Below are 14284 nucleotides of genomic sequence, written 5' to 3'. Positions count from 1 at the left end.
GGGTAAAAAGATGTATTGCTATTAACTCCAAAAAGTAAAATATTCTGTTTTTCATAAATTCAATTTAATGCTATTTGCCGCTTTCCTTTTTGACTCATCAACAATTTTGGCGTAAACCTGCGTTGTTTTGAGGTCTTTATGCCCTAGCATTTTTGAAACTGTGTAAATATCTGTTCCATTAAAAAGCTGTAAGGTAGCATAGGTATGCCTGAAACAATGAAAGGTAATATTCTTTGTTATTCCTGCTGCTCCAATCCATTGAAATAAGTGTTTGTTATGGTAAGCTGAATATTTAAGCCCTTCAAATACGGGTTTATCTTGAGGCATATCCTTTGGGTTATCTATACCCATTGTAAAGCTGTAAGCCTGTTCTGAAATTGGTAATACCTCCACGCCTTTGGTTTTCTTTTGTTTGAAATTCAAGAAATACCCTTGCCCGTTTATGTATTCCAGTTCGCCCCAAGTCATTTTTTGAATATCTGAAAACCTCAAGCCTGTTAGTGCAGAAAATAGGGCTGCACGTTTTAATAAAACATCATTGCACGGGGTTTTTACAAGTTTATTGAGTTCTTCAAGTGTTAAGTATTCACGCCTTGTTTCGGCAGATTTGATCGGCTCTACTTTACTGTATAAGTCGTCCTGCAATATGCCGTCTTTATAGGCTTGTTTTAATGCAGCTTTTACCTTGTTGAAATAGGAAACAGCTGAATTTTGCGAAAGGATTGATTTATTACTTCTATTGCTTTTGGTGGTAAGTAGATATTCTTTAAAATCCTCTAAAAACTTTTGGTTGAGGTCGTCAAATTTTAAACTACCATTCGTAAAGGTTACAAGGTAATTGAGTGCTGATACCCAGTTATCGTGGTTACTGTTTTTTCGTTTGTTGGCTAACTTTGTGAAGTATTCAACAAAGCATTGTTCGCCTAATTCCTTTAAGCGTAATTTTTCCTTTTCGTATTGGCTATAAATTTCAGGTTTGTTTAAGAAGTTTTCACGCTTTTGGCGGATGCTTTCGCCTATTTTCATCGTGTCAATATTATGCTGCTTGTCAATTGGAGTTTTGGGTTTCTCAAAAATGTAAAGCCCTAAAAACTCTCTGCGAGTGGGTTCGCCTGTTTCGGGGTGGGGTATAGGTGGGTAAAAGTCCAAATACAGGCTTTTGCGTCCCTTGCTTATTTTCTTTTGTCTTAAACTTACTTTTGTTGCCATTGTCTTTTATGCTATTTGTGAAAACCGTGAAAAATGTGAAGGTTGAAAAAATCTTTTATTAAGTCTTATTAAATAGTTTGTCTATCTCTGAACGCTTTACCCGTGTCATTCTTTGACCTAAGTTCACGGCTGAAATAGTACCGCTTTCAATGTAATAATAGGCTGAACGTGTAGAACAGTTTAATAATTGGGCTACTTCACGAACGGTCAAAAACTCTTTGGTTTTTAATTGCTCAATAGGTTGGTTCTTTGTTCGTATGGTTTCAGCATTTGATTGCTTTACCTTTTCAGCACGTTTTCGGGCTTTGTAAGCTGCCTTACTACACTTGTCTGAACAGTGCTTTGTTACCGTTGTACGGGCTGTAAATTCCGTTTCACAATACTGGCAAATCCTTTGTACCTTAATATTACTGCTCATTAAGTAGCTTTAAGTTTCATTAAGTGTATTTAAGCGCAATTAAGCGCAAAATAAAAGGGGGTAAGCCCCTAAATTTTGTACCTCATTTCCTCAAGGTACAATAAAGGTACAAAAGGGTACAAAATAAACCAATAGAAACACAAAGGAAAACAAGTTTAAAAAGCATAAAAAAAGCCCCAAAATGAGGCTTAAAGTCTGTTTAGTGTTAGTTTAGGAGTTGTTTACTTTGTAGTAGTTACTTTCCGATACAAAACTTACTAAAGATGTTCGCCAGTAAATCATCTGTGGTAATCTCTCCAGTGATTTCTCCTAGGTAATGCAAGGAGCGACGGATATCCATGGCTACAAAGTCATTGGTGATTTGCTCGTCGATACCTCTCAAAATGTCTAATAAAGAATCTCTGGTTTTGATCAAAGAATCATAATGTCTTACGTTGGTGACCAGGGTATTTCCGGTTTTAAACTTGTCCAGATTAACTAGCTCCATAATCCGAACTTTCAATTCTTCTAAGTTCTCCTTGTTTCCTGCGGAGATAAAAATGGTATCAGGATGTTTTTCTTTTAAGGCATTTACCAGTAAGGGATTAGCTTTATCAATCTTATTGGCCACTTTAAGGAATGGAACGCCTAGATTTTCCAGTTTATTGACATCCCGATTGATCTCAATAAGATCTGTATCACCCAAATCAAACAAGTAAAGAATCAATGAAGCAGTCTTCATTTTCTCCTGCGTTCTGCTGACTCCAATCGCTTCAATAGTATCGGTCGTTTCCCGTAAACCAGCGGTGTCAATAAAGCGGAAGATTACCCCTCCAATATTGATTTCATCTTCTATAAAATCACGGGTTGTTCCCGCGATCTCAGACACGATGGCTTTTTCCTCATTCAGTAAGGCATTGAGTAGGGTGGACTTTCCGGCATTTGGTTTTCCGGCAATCACCGTAGGAACCCCATTTTTGATGACATTCCCCAGATCAAAGCTTAGAATCAATTCCTCTACCACACGTAGCAGCCGTTCGACCAAACCCTGTAATTCTGTTCTGCTGGCAAACTCCACATCTTCTTCTCCAAAGTCGAGCTCCAATTCAATCATGGACGCGAAATGAATCAGCTTTTCCCGGAGTTGTTGGATTTCACTGCTGAAGCCTCCTCGCATTTGGCTGAGCGCGGCTTGATGGCTTGTTTCTGAGTCAGCATGGATTAAATCAGCGACTGCCTCTGCTTGGGCTAGGTCAAATTGTCCATTGAGGAAAGCACGTTGTGTGAATTCTCCAACTTTGGCTGGCCTTACGCCTTTCCTGAGGAAAAGCTTAATGACTTGATTTATGATATAGGAAGATCCATGGGTCGAGATTTCGACGACATTTTCCTTCGTGAAGCTTTTTGGAGCGATGAAAAGAGAAACCAACACCTCATCGATGATTTTTTCACCGTCACGGATTGTCCCGAAGTGGATGGTATGGGATTCTTGTTTTTCTAGATTTTTACCAAAGAAGACTTCATTGGTAAGTTTGATGGCATCTTTTCCCGAAAGTCGGATGACGGCGATTGCTCCAACTCCTTGAGGAGTTGCCAACGCAATGATGGTATCATTCCTTTCGGAAATCGAAAAACTCATTGTCCTCTAAAACCTTTTTTTACGATATATCCCAATCCTTCTAAAAATTGATCCGGTTCTCTGTATCCCGGAAGTTGGGTGATGTTTTTAAGGGTGGGGTCAATGATGACAAAATTCGGAAAGGACTGAACCCGCATCACGGCTGCCATTTGTGCCTCAGAATACTTCTTTCCCATAAATTCAAAGGTACGATTGGTATCTTCCGCATTCAATTTGACTGCATAGAATTGATCATTCACGTAGTCGATGACTTTCGGATCTTGAAAAGTCAAAGCATCCATTTTTTTACACCAGCCACACCAATCGGTGTAAACATCCACCAAAAGCATTTTAGGGTTTTCTTGGTTGGCTGCTACTGCATCCTCGAATTTCAACCATTCGATTTTATCCTGTGCATTTACAGCAACACTTAATAGTAGGGTGAAAGCGATTAGAAATAGTTTCTTCATAATTGTTTGTCTTCGAGGGCTAAACGACTCTTGCGCCAAGGAAGTTCCCATGTAAAATTAGGTTTTTTGCCTTTAATTAACACACTCAGCAAAAATAGAATTCCAGAAACGGCTACCATCATGCCAGCAATGGAGCTATCTACTATGTATGCCAAGTAATAACCAGAAATAGCAATAAAAATGCCTAATCCACAGGTAAGCTTGATTAATGGCATTAATTTTTTTGTCCATAAGAAAGCGGTAGAAGGGGGGACTACTAATAAAGCCACCACCAAAATTGCTCCAACAGCTTCGAAACTGCTGACAGTGGTATAAGAGACCATGGACATAAGCGCCAAGTTTACTCCTTTTGATGGAAGCCCCATCACCGTGCTAAAGTTTTCATCAAAGCTGGTCAGGGTTAATTCCTTAAACAATAGGGTAATAAAAGCTCCAACCAAAGTCACATTCAGGATTGCCAAATAGGTGATCCTTGGGCCAAAATTGAATCCTGAATCTGAGATCCACAGGTCAATAGGCAAATAAGCTATCTCTCCATAGAGCACACATTCCTGATCCAGATCTACTTTATAGGCGAGGAGATTAATTAGGATAATCCCAATGGCGAAGAGTAGGGTAAAGGTGATACCGATAGAAGCATCCAATTGTACCCTGGCTTTTTTCCTTAGCCAGTCTATGACGAGTGTTGCTAAAATCCCTAAAATCCCAGCTCCTATAATTACCTCCAATCCGCGTTGACTTCCTGATATAAAAAAGCCAATCACAATGCCCGGAAGAACCGCGTGGGAAATTGCATCTCCTGTCATGGACATTTTGCGAAGCATCATAAATACTCCCAGTAACCCACAGGAAATCGCAATCAGCGATGCTGTGAAAATGATTAGAAATGCGTTTTGATCAAAGGTCATCATAGTCTCTTGGAATGTTTTCTTGATGCGGATCGAGTTTCGGAAAGTTTAGTCTTTTCTCAAGCAGAGCTTCTACCTCAGGAGTGAGTATATGTTCCAGTTTTTCTGCGGTATCATGGACGTGATCAGGGGCAATATTCATGTACTCATTTAGGTATAGTTCCCAAAGTCTATGAAGTCTTACTATTCGTTTAGCCTCTGACTTACCCTCATCGGTGAGTATAATAAGTTTCTGATTTTTAGTGATTAATCCTGATTTTATTAAATCATCAATTGACTGCTTGATTTTTGAAATTTGGTAAGGGAAGCTCTCATAGATTTCTTCTATGGAGAGGTATTTCTTGCCATTCTCTAATCCGTGGTGCAATGCTTTCAAAAGGTGGTCCCTATTGGTCTTTTTCAGATAGCTTTGTCTTGCAATAGTTCTGGAAAGCACTCCTTTTTTAGGGGCAAAGAGAAAGGAAATCAAAGCTAGAAGTGAAAGGCAAACAACAACCCAGGGACCGGTTGGCATTTGTGGTAGAACAAAGGAAATATAGGTTCCGATGATTCCTGAAATAACAGAGAAAAGCCCGGCAATGATTAAAAGCTTATGAAGTCTATCTGTCCAGAATCTTGCGGCAGCACCAGGGGTAATTAATAAAGCTGCCATCAGGACCACTCCAATTGCTTGGATTCCGATGACAACTGCCAGGATCATCAAGACATTAAATATCAACCGAATCAATCCCATGGGGTATCCCACTGCTCTGCCAAAATCAGGATTGAAGACGAGCATGCTAAATTCCTTTTGGAATAGCGTAAGTGTAATGATGATTAGCACTGCAAGCCCTCCATAGATATAAAGGTCTTCCTCTAGTATAGCAATTGCATTTCCGAAGATGAATTGGTTTAAACCGGCCATCTCTGGATTGCCGGATTTCTGGATGACTGTAAGAAGAACTACTCCAAATCCAAAAAATATAGATAGGATGGAGGCAATGATTGCATCTTCGCTCAATTTGGTGTTGCTTCTTATCCAGGATGTGAGAAAGGTGGCCAAAGCTCCTGAAAGAAATGCTCCGCTCACAATGTAGATCGGATTCTTTTCTCCTGCCAGGATAAAACCCAAACAGATCCCGGGGAGCACTGCATGGGAAATGGCATCTCCCAAAAGTGCTTTTTTATCTAAAAAACTATAGGTACCAACATAGGCGGAACCCAAGCCCAGTAATGTGATCCCAATCACCACAAATGCGATGGAGCTATCCTGAAATGTAAAGAAGTAAAGAAAATCTTCCATGTCAGTTTTTCAATGGGTTGAAATCTTTTTGCTTGATCAGGTCGGTAACTTTAGTAAGTAAGTTTAGCTTTCCACCGTAAGTTTTACGAAGTAGCTCTTCCGATATCACCTCGTCAGTTGGGCCTGAAGCAACTAAATGTAAGTTCAGCATGATGATCCAATCAAAGTAATTCATGGCCGAATGAATATCATGATGTACCACAATGACTGTTTTGCCTTTGGCAGTCATCTCTTTCAATAAATTGAAAATGGCCGTTTCTGTAGACATATCCACTCCCGCAAATGGTTCGTCCATTAAATAAAGGTCTGCTTCCTGTGCCAAAGCTCTAGCGATAAACACACGCTGTTGCTGTCCTCCTGATAATTCTGAGATCTGCCTATTGACAAAAGACATCATGCCAACCTGATCCAAACAACTTAAGGCAATCTCTTTTTCTTTCTTTCCCGGTCGTTTAAAAAGGCCTAATTTGCCATAGGTTCCCATCATGACCACATCCAATACGGAAGCAGGGAAATTCCAGTCTACCGATTCCCGTTGGGGAACGTAGCTGATTTTTGACCGGACCTGTTCCAGGGTTTTATCAAAGATTTTAACATAGCCACCGCTGGGCGTAACCAAGCCCATGATCGCTTTGATCAAGGTTGATTTTCCTGCACCGTTTGGCCCCAGGATTCCTATCAGTTTTCCCGAAGGAAGACTTAAGTCAACATTCCAAAGTACCGGGCTCTGATCGTAACTGACGATTAGGTCGTGTATTTCAAGAATTGGATTATCTATTTGCGTAATCATGGGTTTAGGCTTTTATAGATGGTTAATAGGTTTGTTTCTACCATTCCGATATAAGTTCCGGCAGGTGTTCCCGGGGCATCAAGGCTATCCGTATAAAGGGGACCAGCCATTACGATTTGGTGGTTTTGGTTTGCGCAACCGGCCACGACTGCTTCAATTGCTTTGGGGGAAATGGTCTGTTCTGCAAAAACTGCATGAATATTTCTGTCTACTATAAATTGGATCAATCCAGTTAAATCTCTTAACCCGGGTTCACTTAAAGTTGACAGTCCCTGCAGGCCTTTTACTTCTATGTTATATGATTTTCCAAAATAAGCAAAGGCATCGTGTGCGGTGATCAAGGCCTGATTTGTGCTTTTCAATTGGTCCACTTTCATTTGGATTTCCATATCCAAGGCTTGTAGTTTTTCCAGATAAATTCCTGTGTTTTCACGAATTTCTTCTTCCCATTCGGGTTTCCATAAAATCAACTCCTCCGCTGTATGTGCAAGCGCTTTGGACCATAGTTTCACATCAAACCAAATATGAGGATCTACACTATGAGCTTCAGGTCCTGATCTCAAGAGAAATTCATTTGGTAAATCTTCAGCAGCATTGATCAGATTTTGACTATAGGCGAGCTTTTCAAAAATCTCAGTCATTTTTCCTTCCAGAAATAAACCATGATAAATCACGATATCTCCTTCCTGAAGTAAATCTAAATCCCTAACCGAGGCTTTATACAAATGAGGATCTACGCCCGCTGGCATTAAAGCTTTGACTTCCGCTTTATCACCTACCATGTTTCTGACCCCATCTGCAAGAATACTGGTGGTAGCTACAATCAGTGGTTTTTCCCGTTGTGTTTTATCTTCCATTTTGCAGGAAAATAAACAGGGTAAAAGAAGTAGGAGGATTACAAAAGCTCTCATGATTGAATCACCAAAATATTAGCTGCAACATCCTTGGACATAAAGAGCGTTTTTTTCTGATCTACTAATATTTCCAGAGATCCATCAAACTCTACTTTGTCCAAAACTTTGATTCTCGCCCCGATGTAGGCACCGACTTTATCGAGGTATCTGAGGAAGGCGGCAGAGCTATCTTTTACAGCTACGATTTGTCCTGTTTGATCAATTTCCATTTCATTGAGCGCAACTCTAGGTCTAGCTTTCACATCTCCGAATTCGTCTGGAATAGGGTCTCCATGTGGATCAAATTTCGGGTAGTTTAAATAAGTGTCAAGGCGTTGGATGAGTAGGGTAGACTGGATGTGTTCTAACTGCTCTGCTACCTCGTGAACTTCATCCCAGGCGAACTGTAATTTATCTACCAAAAACACTTCCCAAAGTCGATGTTTTCGGATGGTTTGAAGGGCTCGCTTTTTCCCTTCCTCGGTAATGTTTACCCCATAATATTTCCTGTATTCGATTACCTCTTTGTCACCAAGCTTTCTCAGCATGTCAGAGACTGATGCTGGCTTAGTTTTCATCTCTGCAGCCACATCATTTGTGGATACACTTTTCTTTCCTCCATCAGATAAGTGATAGATCGCTTTGAGATAATTCTCTTCTGCGGTAGTCATGTTCATAGTACTCCAAATTAAACTATGACAAATATAAAAATATATTTAGATATATCTAAAATAAAGTTTGATAGAGACTAAATCCCCTGTGGATAACCTGATTCAAGATGTGATTTCGATTTTAGTTAAGTCTAAAAATTAAATTAGTCTAAAATGAATATTTTAGTAAATAATTTATATTCAGATTCTTGTGATTGGTGATTAGGGATATTTTTAAAAAGAGCTGGGTAAAAAATTGGTTGGAAACGAGTTTCCATTTCTTTAAATCGAGTGTCAAGAAAAGGGTATGGGTGGATAACTTTTGTCGATATCCACAAGGGGATATTCTTAAAGTATCTCGGCTATTACTTTGAGGAATTCCTGTTCTTGGGAGCTCCATAGAATTTCATCTCCCAGTTTATTTGTGAAAAAATCTCTTTGTATTCCAGTTAAAAATTGCTCTCGGGCTAGTTCTTCGGATTCAAAATCAATACTGAATCCTCCTTGATATTGGTTTAAAAAAGATTCCCATTTTTCGTTTTTACTAATCAAAATCGGGATACCCAAGGCCATGCCTTCAAAAAGTTTGGTTGGCATTTTATCTTTAATTGCGGAATGTTTTTGATAAGGTAAAAGACAAAAATCACTAGCTTTTATTTCTTCTAAAATCAGCTGATGATCTATTGGATTCTCATCAATTTTCAGATGAATCTTAGGGTTAGATTTTACTGTTTTTTCAAGCTTTAATCTAAAGCTTTTTAGAGGAACATGGCCTACAATATGAAGGCTTGAATCCGGGAAAATTTCTAAGATAGAATTGAAAAAATTGATGCCTTCTATCGTTCCAAAAGCTGGTGTGATAGTTCCGGAAATCAGAAAACGAAAAGCCTTTTTTTCTGAATATCGGAAGGGTGATTTATCAATGATTTTTCCTGCGAATTTATTTTCAAGGATCAAGAATGGTTTCTTTTCAGGCATCTCTTGGACGTAGCATTTTTCTGCCAAGAAATAAAAATCAATCCCTTTTACAGCTTCTGATTTTTTTATGATTTTGGCTGCATTTGACTTTTTGGCTACAGACAATTCCGTGTTTAAATCCAGGTTTAAAAGGTAATTTTCCTGAACATCATAAATGAGTTTATAACCAAAAACTACTTTTAGTAGAGCTCCCACAAATAGGTATTCATAGGTACAAACGATAAGGATTTTTGGTTTGACTTTGAATACAGTTTTTAAAAATCTGAATTGTGCGAAATACCTTTCCCATGTTGAGGAAGTATTGAAAAGTGATGGAAATATTCTTGCTCCTTCAAACCTTTCTAGGAATTTAGATGAAAATCCTATGATGTTTAGGTCGTATTTATTTGTTTCACGCAACGAAATGCCAAGCTTTTCCCAAGCTCGTGTATCTTTGAGCGGCTTAATGCTTGATGCGATTAAAATTGGGATTTTAGAAGCTTGACCTGGACCCATAAACGAAACTAATTAAAATAATGGAACTGAAGACCATCATAGAGAATGCTTGGGAGAACCGAGAGCTATTAAAAGTGAAAGAAACACAATTAGCAATAAAAGCTGTAATTGATGATTTAGATACAGGTCAATTACGAGTTGCGGAACCTATGGAAGGTGGGGATTGGAAAGTGAATGACTGGGTTAAAAAAGCTGTGATTCTTTATTTCCCAATTCAAAAGATGCAAACCATTGAGGTGGGTCCTTTTGAATTTCATGATAAAATGGCTCTGAAGACTAATTATGCAAAGCAAGGCGTGCGTGTAGTTCCTCATGCCATAGCTCGTTATGGCGCTTATTTGGCAAGTGGAGTCGTGATGATGCCAAGTTATGTTAATATTGGTGCTTTTGTGGACGGTGGCACGATGGTTGATACTTGGGCTACTGTCGGTTCTTGTGCGCAAATCGGCAAAAACGTTCATTTAAGTGGAGGTGTAGGAATAGGTGGAGTGTTGGAACCTGTACAAGCGGCTCCTGTCATAATTGAAGATGGTGCATTTATTGGATCAAGAGCAATTATAGTAGAAGGAGTAAGAATTTGTAAAGAAGCAGTAATAGGAGCTGGAGTCACGCTGACGGCCAGTTCTAAAATCATAGATGTAACTGGACCTGAACCGGTTGAATACAAAGGAATAGTTCCTGAAAGATCAGTTGTAATTCCGGGATCTATCCCAAAAGATTTTGCTGCGGGAACTTATCAGGTTCCTTGTGCTCTTATAATTGGTAAGAGAAAAGCTTCTACCGATCTTAAAACCTCACTGAATGATGCGTTAAGAGATAATAGTGTAGCAGTCTAAACCAACTAAAATGAAAAAGTTAAATCAAGTCCTTTTGCTGGTGATCATGTCGGGGATTTTATGGGCTTGTTCTAAACCTAATCAAAATCCTGGGGATAAATATTTTAATACCGGCGATTACGCCAAAGCTGTTTCGGAATACTCTGAAACATTAAAATTTAACCCTAATGACGTTCGCATGCTTTACAATAGAGGTAGAGCCTATGAAGAGCAGAATGATTTTGAAAATGCAAAGAATGACTTTGAGAAAGCTTTAGAATTAGATCCTAATAATTTCCAAGTCTTACTAAGTTTGGCCAACCTCCATCACAAAGAGAAGAATTATACCAATGCATTGCTCTATTCCAGTAGAGCGGAAGAAATCCCAGGAGCTCCGGCGATGGCTTCCTTTATAAAAGCCCGCGCTTTACATCAAATGGGAAAGTCTGAACAGGCTTTAGCTTCTTATGCGAATGCTATTAAGCGAGATAAAGAATTTGGTCAGGCCTATTATAATAGAGGCTTGTTAAAAGTGGCTTTGGGAAATATAGGAAGTTCATGCGAGGATTTTCAATTAGCAAATTCCCTTGAATACCCCGGAGCGAAAGAGGCTCTTGATAAATATTGTAAATAATTGACACCGGCTTAGGCCGGTTTTTTTTTGCTTTTAAAAGGCTTAGTAGAAAGCTTTCTTCTCTGATACGGTACTAGATTGAATTAATAGAATTCAAATCAATTTTTTGAAGGTAGGATGGCTCGAATCTTCTTTTTGATTTAATGTGTATGCGCTTCGTCAGCTTTGTGATCACAAAGGTTTTCTGAGGCTAATCTTCCAGATCCACCACAAGTTCTACAGGCACTCACTTCTTTCAGGGTTGCATTACAAACAGGGCAAGTGAGTCTCCCTTTTCCGCTGCATCGCTCACATTCAAAGTATTCCACAATGTTAAAAATGTTCTTTTTGGTAATCATTCCTGAACCAGCACATCGACTGCAACCTACCACACCCTTAGCCTTGCAATAACTACATTCCTGTTCTATTTCTTTATTTCCATCACAGGTAAAGCAGACTTTATATCGGTAGCCTTTACGATCACACAATTGGCAGGATTGAATTTCCTTGAGCGGACCTTCTAATCTTTTCTGTAGTTCTTGAGCCCCTTGATAATGATCCCCTGTAAAACCGGATAACTCCAGATATTTATTCAAGAAATTAGCTGAGTTGTCGAATTGACCGAGATTAAAAAGAGTCTCTGCAAAATAATAAGGCATTTCTTCAGGCAAAGGAAGACCTGAATCAATCAAGTTCCTGAAAATCCCATTTGCCGTTTGATAATCATTTCGCTCCATGGCAGCTATAGCATTTTTCATCCAACTGTCGGTTTGTCCAAGATTGGGGCCGATTTGAGCTACTGCACTAAAACTTAAAGAAAAACATATAAGGATAAATGCAAGGAGAGGCAGGGTTGTTATTTTGGTATTCAAGGTCTGATCTATCATTTAATATGGCAATAAAGATAGTTGTTTTGGGAAGTAAAAGTTAAACTTTACAAAGGGAGGAAATTTAAGAATTATTAAAAATGGATTTTAGAAAATAAAAATTGTCTTTATTTTAGGAATCTGAATGTTTTATGGAATCTAAATGATTTCAGATACATTCTAAAGATTCATTTTAATCACAATAACATTTTAAATCCAAAAATTATGGCAAAACCAATCACAATGATTGAGAGTATCGGTCCTGTAATGAAAGAAAAATTGGCTGCAGCGGGCGTAACATCTGTTGAGGGACTTTTAGAAAAAGGGGCTTCCAAATCTGGTAGAAAAGCTATTGCTGAAGCATCTGGAATCGCTGAAGGTAAAATTTTGGATTGGGTAAATATGGCTGACCTCTTTAGAATCGATGGGGTAGGAAGCCAATTTGCAGAGTTACTTAAGGCAGCTGGCGTTGATACTGTTAAAGAATTAAGAACTAGAAATGCAGCCAACCTCCATGCAGCTTTGGTGAACACTCATGATGAAAAAGGATTGACAAGAGCTGTTCCTGCGCTTTCTCAGGTGGAAAAATATGTTGAACACGCAAAGTCTTTAGATCCTGTAGTAACATATTAAGAATTGTTGTAAATACCTTTTTTATTGAAAAACCTTTTTGCTCATGGCATCAAGGTTTTTTTTGTAGTTTAGATTTCAAATATTTTTACCAATGAGCAAAATAGAATCATTTAAAAATCATCTATCTGAAGGTCAGGTTTACAAAAAAGATTATATAGTTCTTGGAACAGGAGTCCTAGATGGAGTACCTGTTCAAAATGCCCAAATTAAAGTTCCTTTAAAAACGTTGAATAGGCATGGCCTCATTGCCGGTGCTACAGGTACCGGTAAGACCAAGACCTTACAAGTCATTGCCGAACAACTCTCCTTGAAGGGAATTCCTTCTGTTTTAATGGATTTGAAAGGGGATCTATCCGGTTTGGCCCAACCTGGAGAATTAAATGATTTTATTCAAAAGCGTTCGGATGTGATTGGCGTAGAATACAACCCAATGGGGCTCCCGGTAGAACTTATGTCCATTTCTAAGGAAAAAGGTGTTAAGCTCAAAGCAACCGTTTCTGAGTTTGGCCCGGTTCTTATCTCTCAAATTTTAGATTTAAATGATACCCAACAGGGAGTAATTGCGGTGGTTTTCCGCTATTGTGATACGCAGCATTTACCATTACTTGATTTAAAAGATTTAAAGCGGGTCCTTCAATTTATTTCAAATGAAGGAAAAGAGATCATTAAAAAGGAATTTGGTCAAGTTTCTTCAGCTTCGGTAAATACCATCATGAGGAAAATTATCGAGCTGGAGCAACAAGGAGCGGAGCGTTTTTTTGGAGAGAAATCTTTTGATGTTCAAGACTTTGTAAGGCAAGAAAATGGGAAGGGGGTGATTTCGGTGATACGATTGACCGATATTCAAAGTACTCCAAAATTATTCTCAACATTTATGTTGAGTTTACTTTCGGAGATTTATGAAACCTTTCCGGAGCAAGGCGATGCAGATCAGCCGAAGCTTTGTTTATTTATTGATGAGGCTCATTTGGTCTTTTCAACCGCCTCTAAAGACCTGTTGGAAAAGATAGAAGCAATTGTAAAATTGATCCGATCCAAAGGAGTAGGGGTATACTTTTGTACTCAAACTCCAACTGATGTTCCCGATAGTATTTTGGGGCAATTAGGATTGAAAGTTCAACATGCATTAAGGGCTTTCACCGCTAAGGATAGAAAAGCCATTACCAAAACTGCAGAAAACTATCCGGATTCGGAGTTTTATAAAACCTCGGAAGTACTTACTAAAATGGGAATTGGTGAGGCATTGATTACTGCGTTGAATGAAAAAGGTATTCCCACACCCTTGGCACATACCTTGGTAAGAGCCCCAATTTCCAGAATGAATATTCTAACTGAAGTCGAACTAGATAGCTTAGTAAATAATTCCGATTTAGTTTCAAAATATAATCAGGATCTGGATAGGGAAAGTGCTTTTGAAATGCTTGAAAAAAAGCTTGAGGAAGTGGAAAAAGAACAGGAAAAAGCTCAGTTGCCTACGCCGAATATTCCAAAATCTCGTACTAGACCAAGAGCAAAGGAAGAGGAATCCCTGATTGAAGAACTAAGTAAAAACACGATGTTCCGGCAGATAGGAAGAACAATCTTTAGGGAGTTGACTCGAGGGATTTTAGGTTCATTTACTCGTAAAAGATAATATCTGTAAATTATTGATAATTAATTAATTATAA

At 38.7% G+C, this 14284-nt stretch carries 15 protein-coding genes; 4 read left to right on the top strand and 11 right to left on the bottom strand.

Annotated features, from left to right (window positions below):
• Nucleotides 1-51 precede the first annotated feature (51 nt).
• The 10 genes from AAGF08_RS08765 to AAGF08_RS08720 form a co-directional block, all read right to left on the bottom strand.
• On the bottom strand, nucleotides 52-1209 hold the full coding sequence (locus AAGF08_RS08765) for a site-specific integrase (protein ID WP_343510779.1): 1158 nt from the start codon (nucleotides 1207-1209) through the stop codon (nucleotides 52-54).
• A 58-nt stretch (nucleotides 1210-1267) separates the two neighbouring features.
• Nucleotides 1268-1627, bottom strand: a complete 360-nt coding sequence (locus tag AAGF08_RS08760; protein ID WP_343510778.1) for a helix-turn-helix domain-containing protein — start codon at nucleotides 1625-1627, stop codon at nucleotides 1268-1270.
• Nucleotides 1628-1862: 235 nt separating this feature from the next.
• On the bottom strand, nucleotides 1863-3245 hold the full coding sequence (gene mnmE, locus AAGF08_RS08755; protein ID WP_343510777.1) for a tRNA uridine-5-carboxymethylaminomethyl(34) synthesis GTPase MnmE: 1383 nt from the start codon (nucleotides 3243-3245) through the stop codon (nucleotides 1863-1865).
• Nucleotides 3242-3694, bottom strand: a complete 453-nt coding sequence (locus AAGF08_RS08750) for a thioredoxin fold domain-containing protein (RefSeq protein ID WP_343510776.1) — start codon at nucleotides 3692-3694, stop codon at nucleotides 3242-3244. The genes mnmE and AAGF08_RS08750 overlap by 4 nt, the downstream gene beginning before the upstream one ends.
• Nucleotides 3691-4605 (bottom strand): metal ABC transporter permease, encoded by a 915-nt coding sequence (locus AAGF08_RS08745; protein ID WP_343510775.1) that lies wholly within the window; start codon nucleotides 4603-4605, stop codon nucleotides 3691-3693. Before AAGF08_RS08745 ends, AAGF08_RS08750 begins: the two co-directional genes overlap by 4 nt.
• Nucleotides 4592-5884, bottom strand: coding sequence for an iron chelate uptake ABC transporter family permease subunit (locus AAGF08_RS08740; RefSeq protein WP_343510774.1), 1293 nt, complete (start codon nucleotides 5882-5884; stop codon nucleotides 4592-4594). The genes AAGF08_RS08745 and AAGF08_RS08740 overlap by 14 nt, the downstream gene beginning before the upstream one ends.
• A gap of 1 nt (nucleotide 5885) precedes the next feature.
• On the bottom strand, nucleotides 5886-6674 hold the full coding sequence (locus AAGF08_RS08735; RefSeq protein WP_343510773.1) for a metal ABC transporter ATP-binding protein: 789 nt from the start codon (nucleotides 6672-6674) through the stop codon (nucleotides 5886-5888).
• Nucleotides 6671-7585 carry a zinc ABC transporter substrate-binding protein gene (locus AAGF08_RS08730; RefSeq protein ID WP_343510772.1) on the bottom strand — a complete coding sequence of 305 codons (915 nt, stop codon included), beginning with the start codon at nucleotides 7583-7585 and terminating at the stop codon, nucleotides 6671-6673. The genes AAGF08_RS08735 and AAGF08_RS08730 overlap by 4 nt, the downstream gene beginning before the upstream one ends.
• The gene (locus tag AAGF08_RS08725; RefSeq protein ID WP_343510771.1) at nucleotides 7582-8244 is read right to left on the bottom strand and encodes a metal-dependent transcriptional regulator; all 663 of its coding nucleotides are present in this window, start codon (nucleotides 8242-8244) and stop codon (nucleotides 7582-7584) included. The genes AAGF08_RS08730 and AAGF08_RS08725 overlap by 4 nt, the downstream gene beginning before the upstream one ends.
• 321 nt (nucleotides 8245-8565) lie before the next feature.
• On the bottom strand, nucleotides 8566-9690 hold the full coding sequence (locus AAGF08_RS08720; protein ID WP_343510770.1) for a hypothetical protein: 1125 nt from the start codon (nucleotides 9688-9690) through the stop codon (nucleotides 8566-8568).
• Nucleotides 9691-9710: 20 nt separating this feature from the next.
• Between AAGF08_RS08720 and AAGF08_RS08715 the strand changes: the two genes are divergently transcribed.
• Nucleotides 9711-10526, top strand: coding sequence for a 2,3,4,5-tetrahydropyridine-2,6-dicarboxylate N-succinyltransferase (locus AAGF08_RS08715; protein ID WP_343510769.1), 816 nt, complete (start codon nucleotides 9711-9713; stop codon nucleotides 10524-10526).
• Nucleotides 10527-10536: 10 nt separating this feature from the next.
• Nucleotides 10537-11139, top strand: coding sequence for a tetratricopeptide repeat protein (locus AAGF08_RS08710; protein ID WP_343510768.1), 603 nt, complete (start codon nucleotides 10537-10539; stop codon nucleotides 11137-11139).
• A gap of 140 nt (nucleotides 11140-11279) precedes the next feature.
• On the opposite strand, the gene AAGF08_RS08705 is transcribed toward AAGF08_RS08710, so the two are convergent.
• On the bottom strand, nucleotides 11280-11876 hold the full coding sequence (locus AAGF08_RS08705; RefSeq protein ID WP_343510767.1) for a molecular chaperone DnaJ: 597 nt from the start codon (nucleotides 11874-11876) through the stop codon (nucleotides 11280-11282).
• Nucleotides 11877-12209: 333 nt separating this feature from the next.
• Between AAGF08_RS08705 and AAGF08_RS08700 the strand changes: the two genes are divergently transcribed.
• Together AAGF08_RS08700 and AAGF08_RS08695 are read left to right on the top strand one after the other, a co-directional pair.
• A complete protein-coding gene (locus AAGF08_RS08700; RefSeq protein ID WP_343510766.1) occupies nucleotides 12210-12617 on the top strand; it encodes a DUF4332 domain-containing protein in 408 nt (135 codons plus the stop codon).
• A 91-nt stretch (nucleotides 12618-12708) separates the two neighbouring features.
• Nucleotides 12709-14250, top strand: coding sequence for a helicase HerA-like domain-containing protein (locus AAGF08_RS08695; protein WP_343510765.1), 1542 nt, complete (start codon nucleotides 12709-12711; stop codon nucleotides 14248-14250).
• Nucleotides 14251-14284: the final 34 nt, after the last annotated feature.

The organism is Algoriphagus sp. SE2 (assembly GCF_039563885.1).
In the GTDB taxonomy this organism is placed as follows: domain Bacteria; phylum Bacteroidota; class Bacteroidia; order Cytophagales; family Cyclobacteriaceae; genus Algoriphagus.
The sequence above is the reverse complement of the archived record's forward strand: the minus strand, read 5'-3'. Positions and strand labels throughout refer to the sequence as shown.

Bases quoted from the DNA above. Each gene is read 5' to 3' on its own strand.
- AAGF08_RS08765 (WP_343510779.1), bottom strand. From the start codon at position 1,209: ATGGCAACAAAAGTAAGTTTAAGACAAAAGAAAATAAGCAAGGGACGC.
- AAGF08_RS08760 (WP_343510778.1), bottom strand. From the start codon at position 1,627: ATGAGCAGTAATATTAAGGTACAAAGGATTTGCCAGTATTGTGAAACG.
- mnmE (WP_343510777.1), bottom strand. From the start codon at position 3,245: ATGAGTTTTTCGATTTCCGAAAGGAATGATACCATCATTGCGTTGGCA.
- AAGF08_RS08750 (WP_343510776.1), bottom strand. From the start codon at position 3,694: ATGAAGAAACTATTTCTAATCGCTTTCACCCTACTATTAAGTGTTGCT.
- AAGF08_RS08745 (WP_343510775.1), bottom strand. From the start codon at position 4,605: ATGATGACCTTTGATCAAAACGCATTTCTAATCATTTTCACAGCATCG.
- AAGF08_RS08740 (WP_343510774.1), bottom strand. From the start codon at position 5,884: ATGGAAGATTTTCTTTACTTCTTTACATTTCAGGATAGCTCCATCGCA.
- AAGF08_RS08735 (WP_343510773.1), bottom strand. From the start codon at position 6,674: ATGATTACGCAAATAGATAATCCAATTCTTGAAATACACGACCTAATC.
- AAGF08_RS08730 (WP_343510772.1), bottom strand. From the start codon at position 7,585: ATGAGAGCTTTTGTAATCCTCCTACTTCTTTTACCCTGTTTATTTTCC.
- AAGF08_RS08725 (WP_343510771.1), bottom strand. From the start codon at position 8,244: ATGAACATGACTACCGCAGAAGAGAATTATCTCAAAGCGATCTATCAC.
- AAGF08_RS08720 (WP_343510770.1), bottom strand. From the start codon at position 9,690: ATGGGTCCAGGTCAAGCTTCTAAAATCCCAATTTTAATCGCATCAAGC.
- AAGF08_RS08715 (WP_343510769.1), top strand. From the start codon at position 9,711: ATGGAACTGAAGACCATCATAGAGAATGCTTGGGAGAACCGAGAGCTA.
- AAGF08_RS08710 (WP_343510768.1), top strand. From the start codon at position 10,537: ATGAAAAAGTTAAATCAAGTCCTTTTGCTGGTGATCATGTCGGGGATT.
- AAGF08_RS08705 (WP_343510767.1), bottom strand. From the start codon at position 11,876: ATGAAAAATGCTATAGCTGCCATGGAGCGAAATGATTATCAAACGGCA.
- AAGF08_RS08700 (WP_343510766.1), top strand. From the start codon at position 12,210: ATGGCAAAACCAATCACAATGATTGAGAGTATCGGTCCTGTAATGAAA.
- AAGF08_RS08695 (WP_343510765.1), top strand. From the start codon at position 12,709: ATGAGCAAAATAGAATCATTTAAAAATCATCTATCTGAAGGTCAGGTT.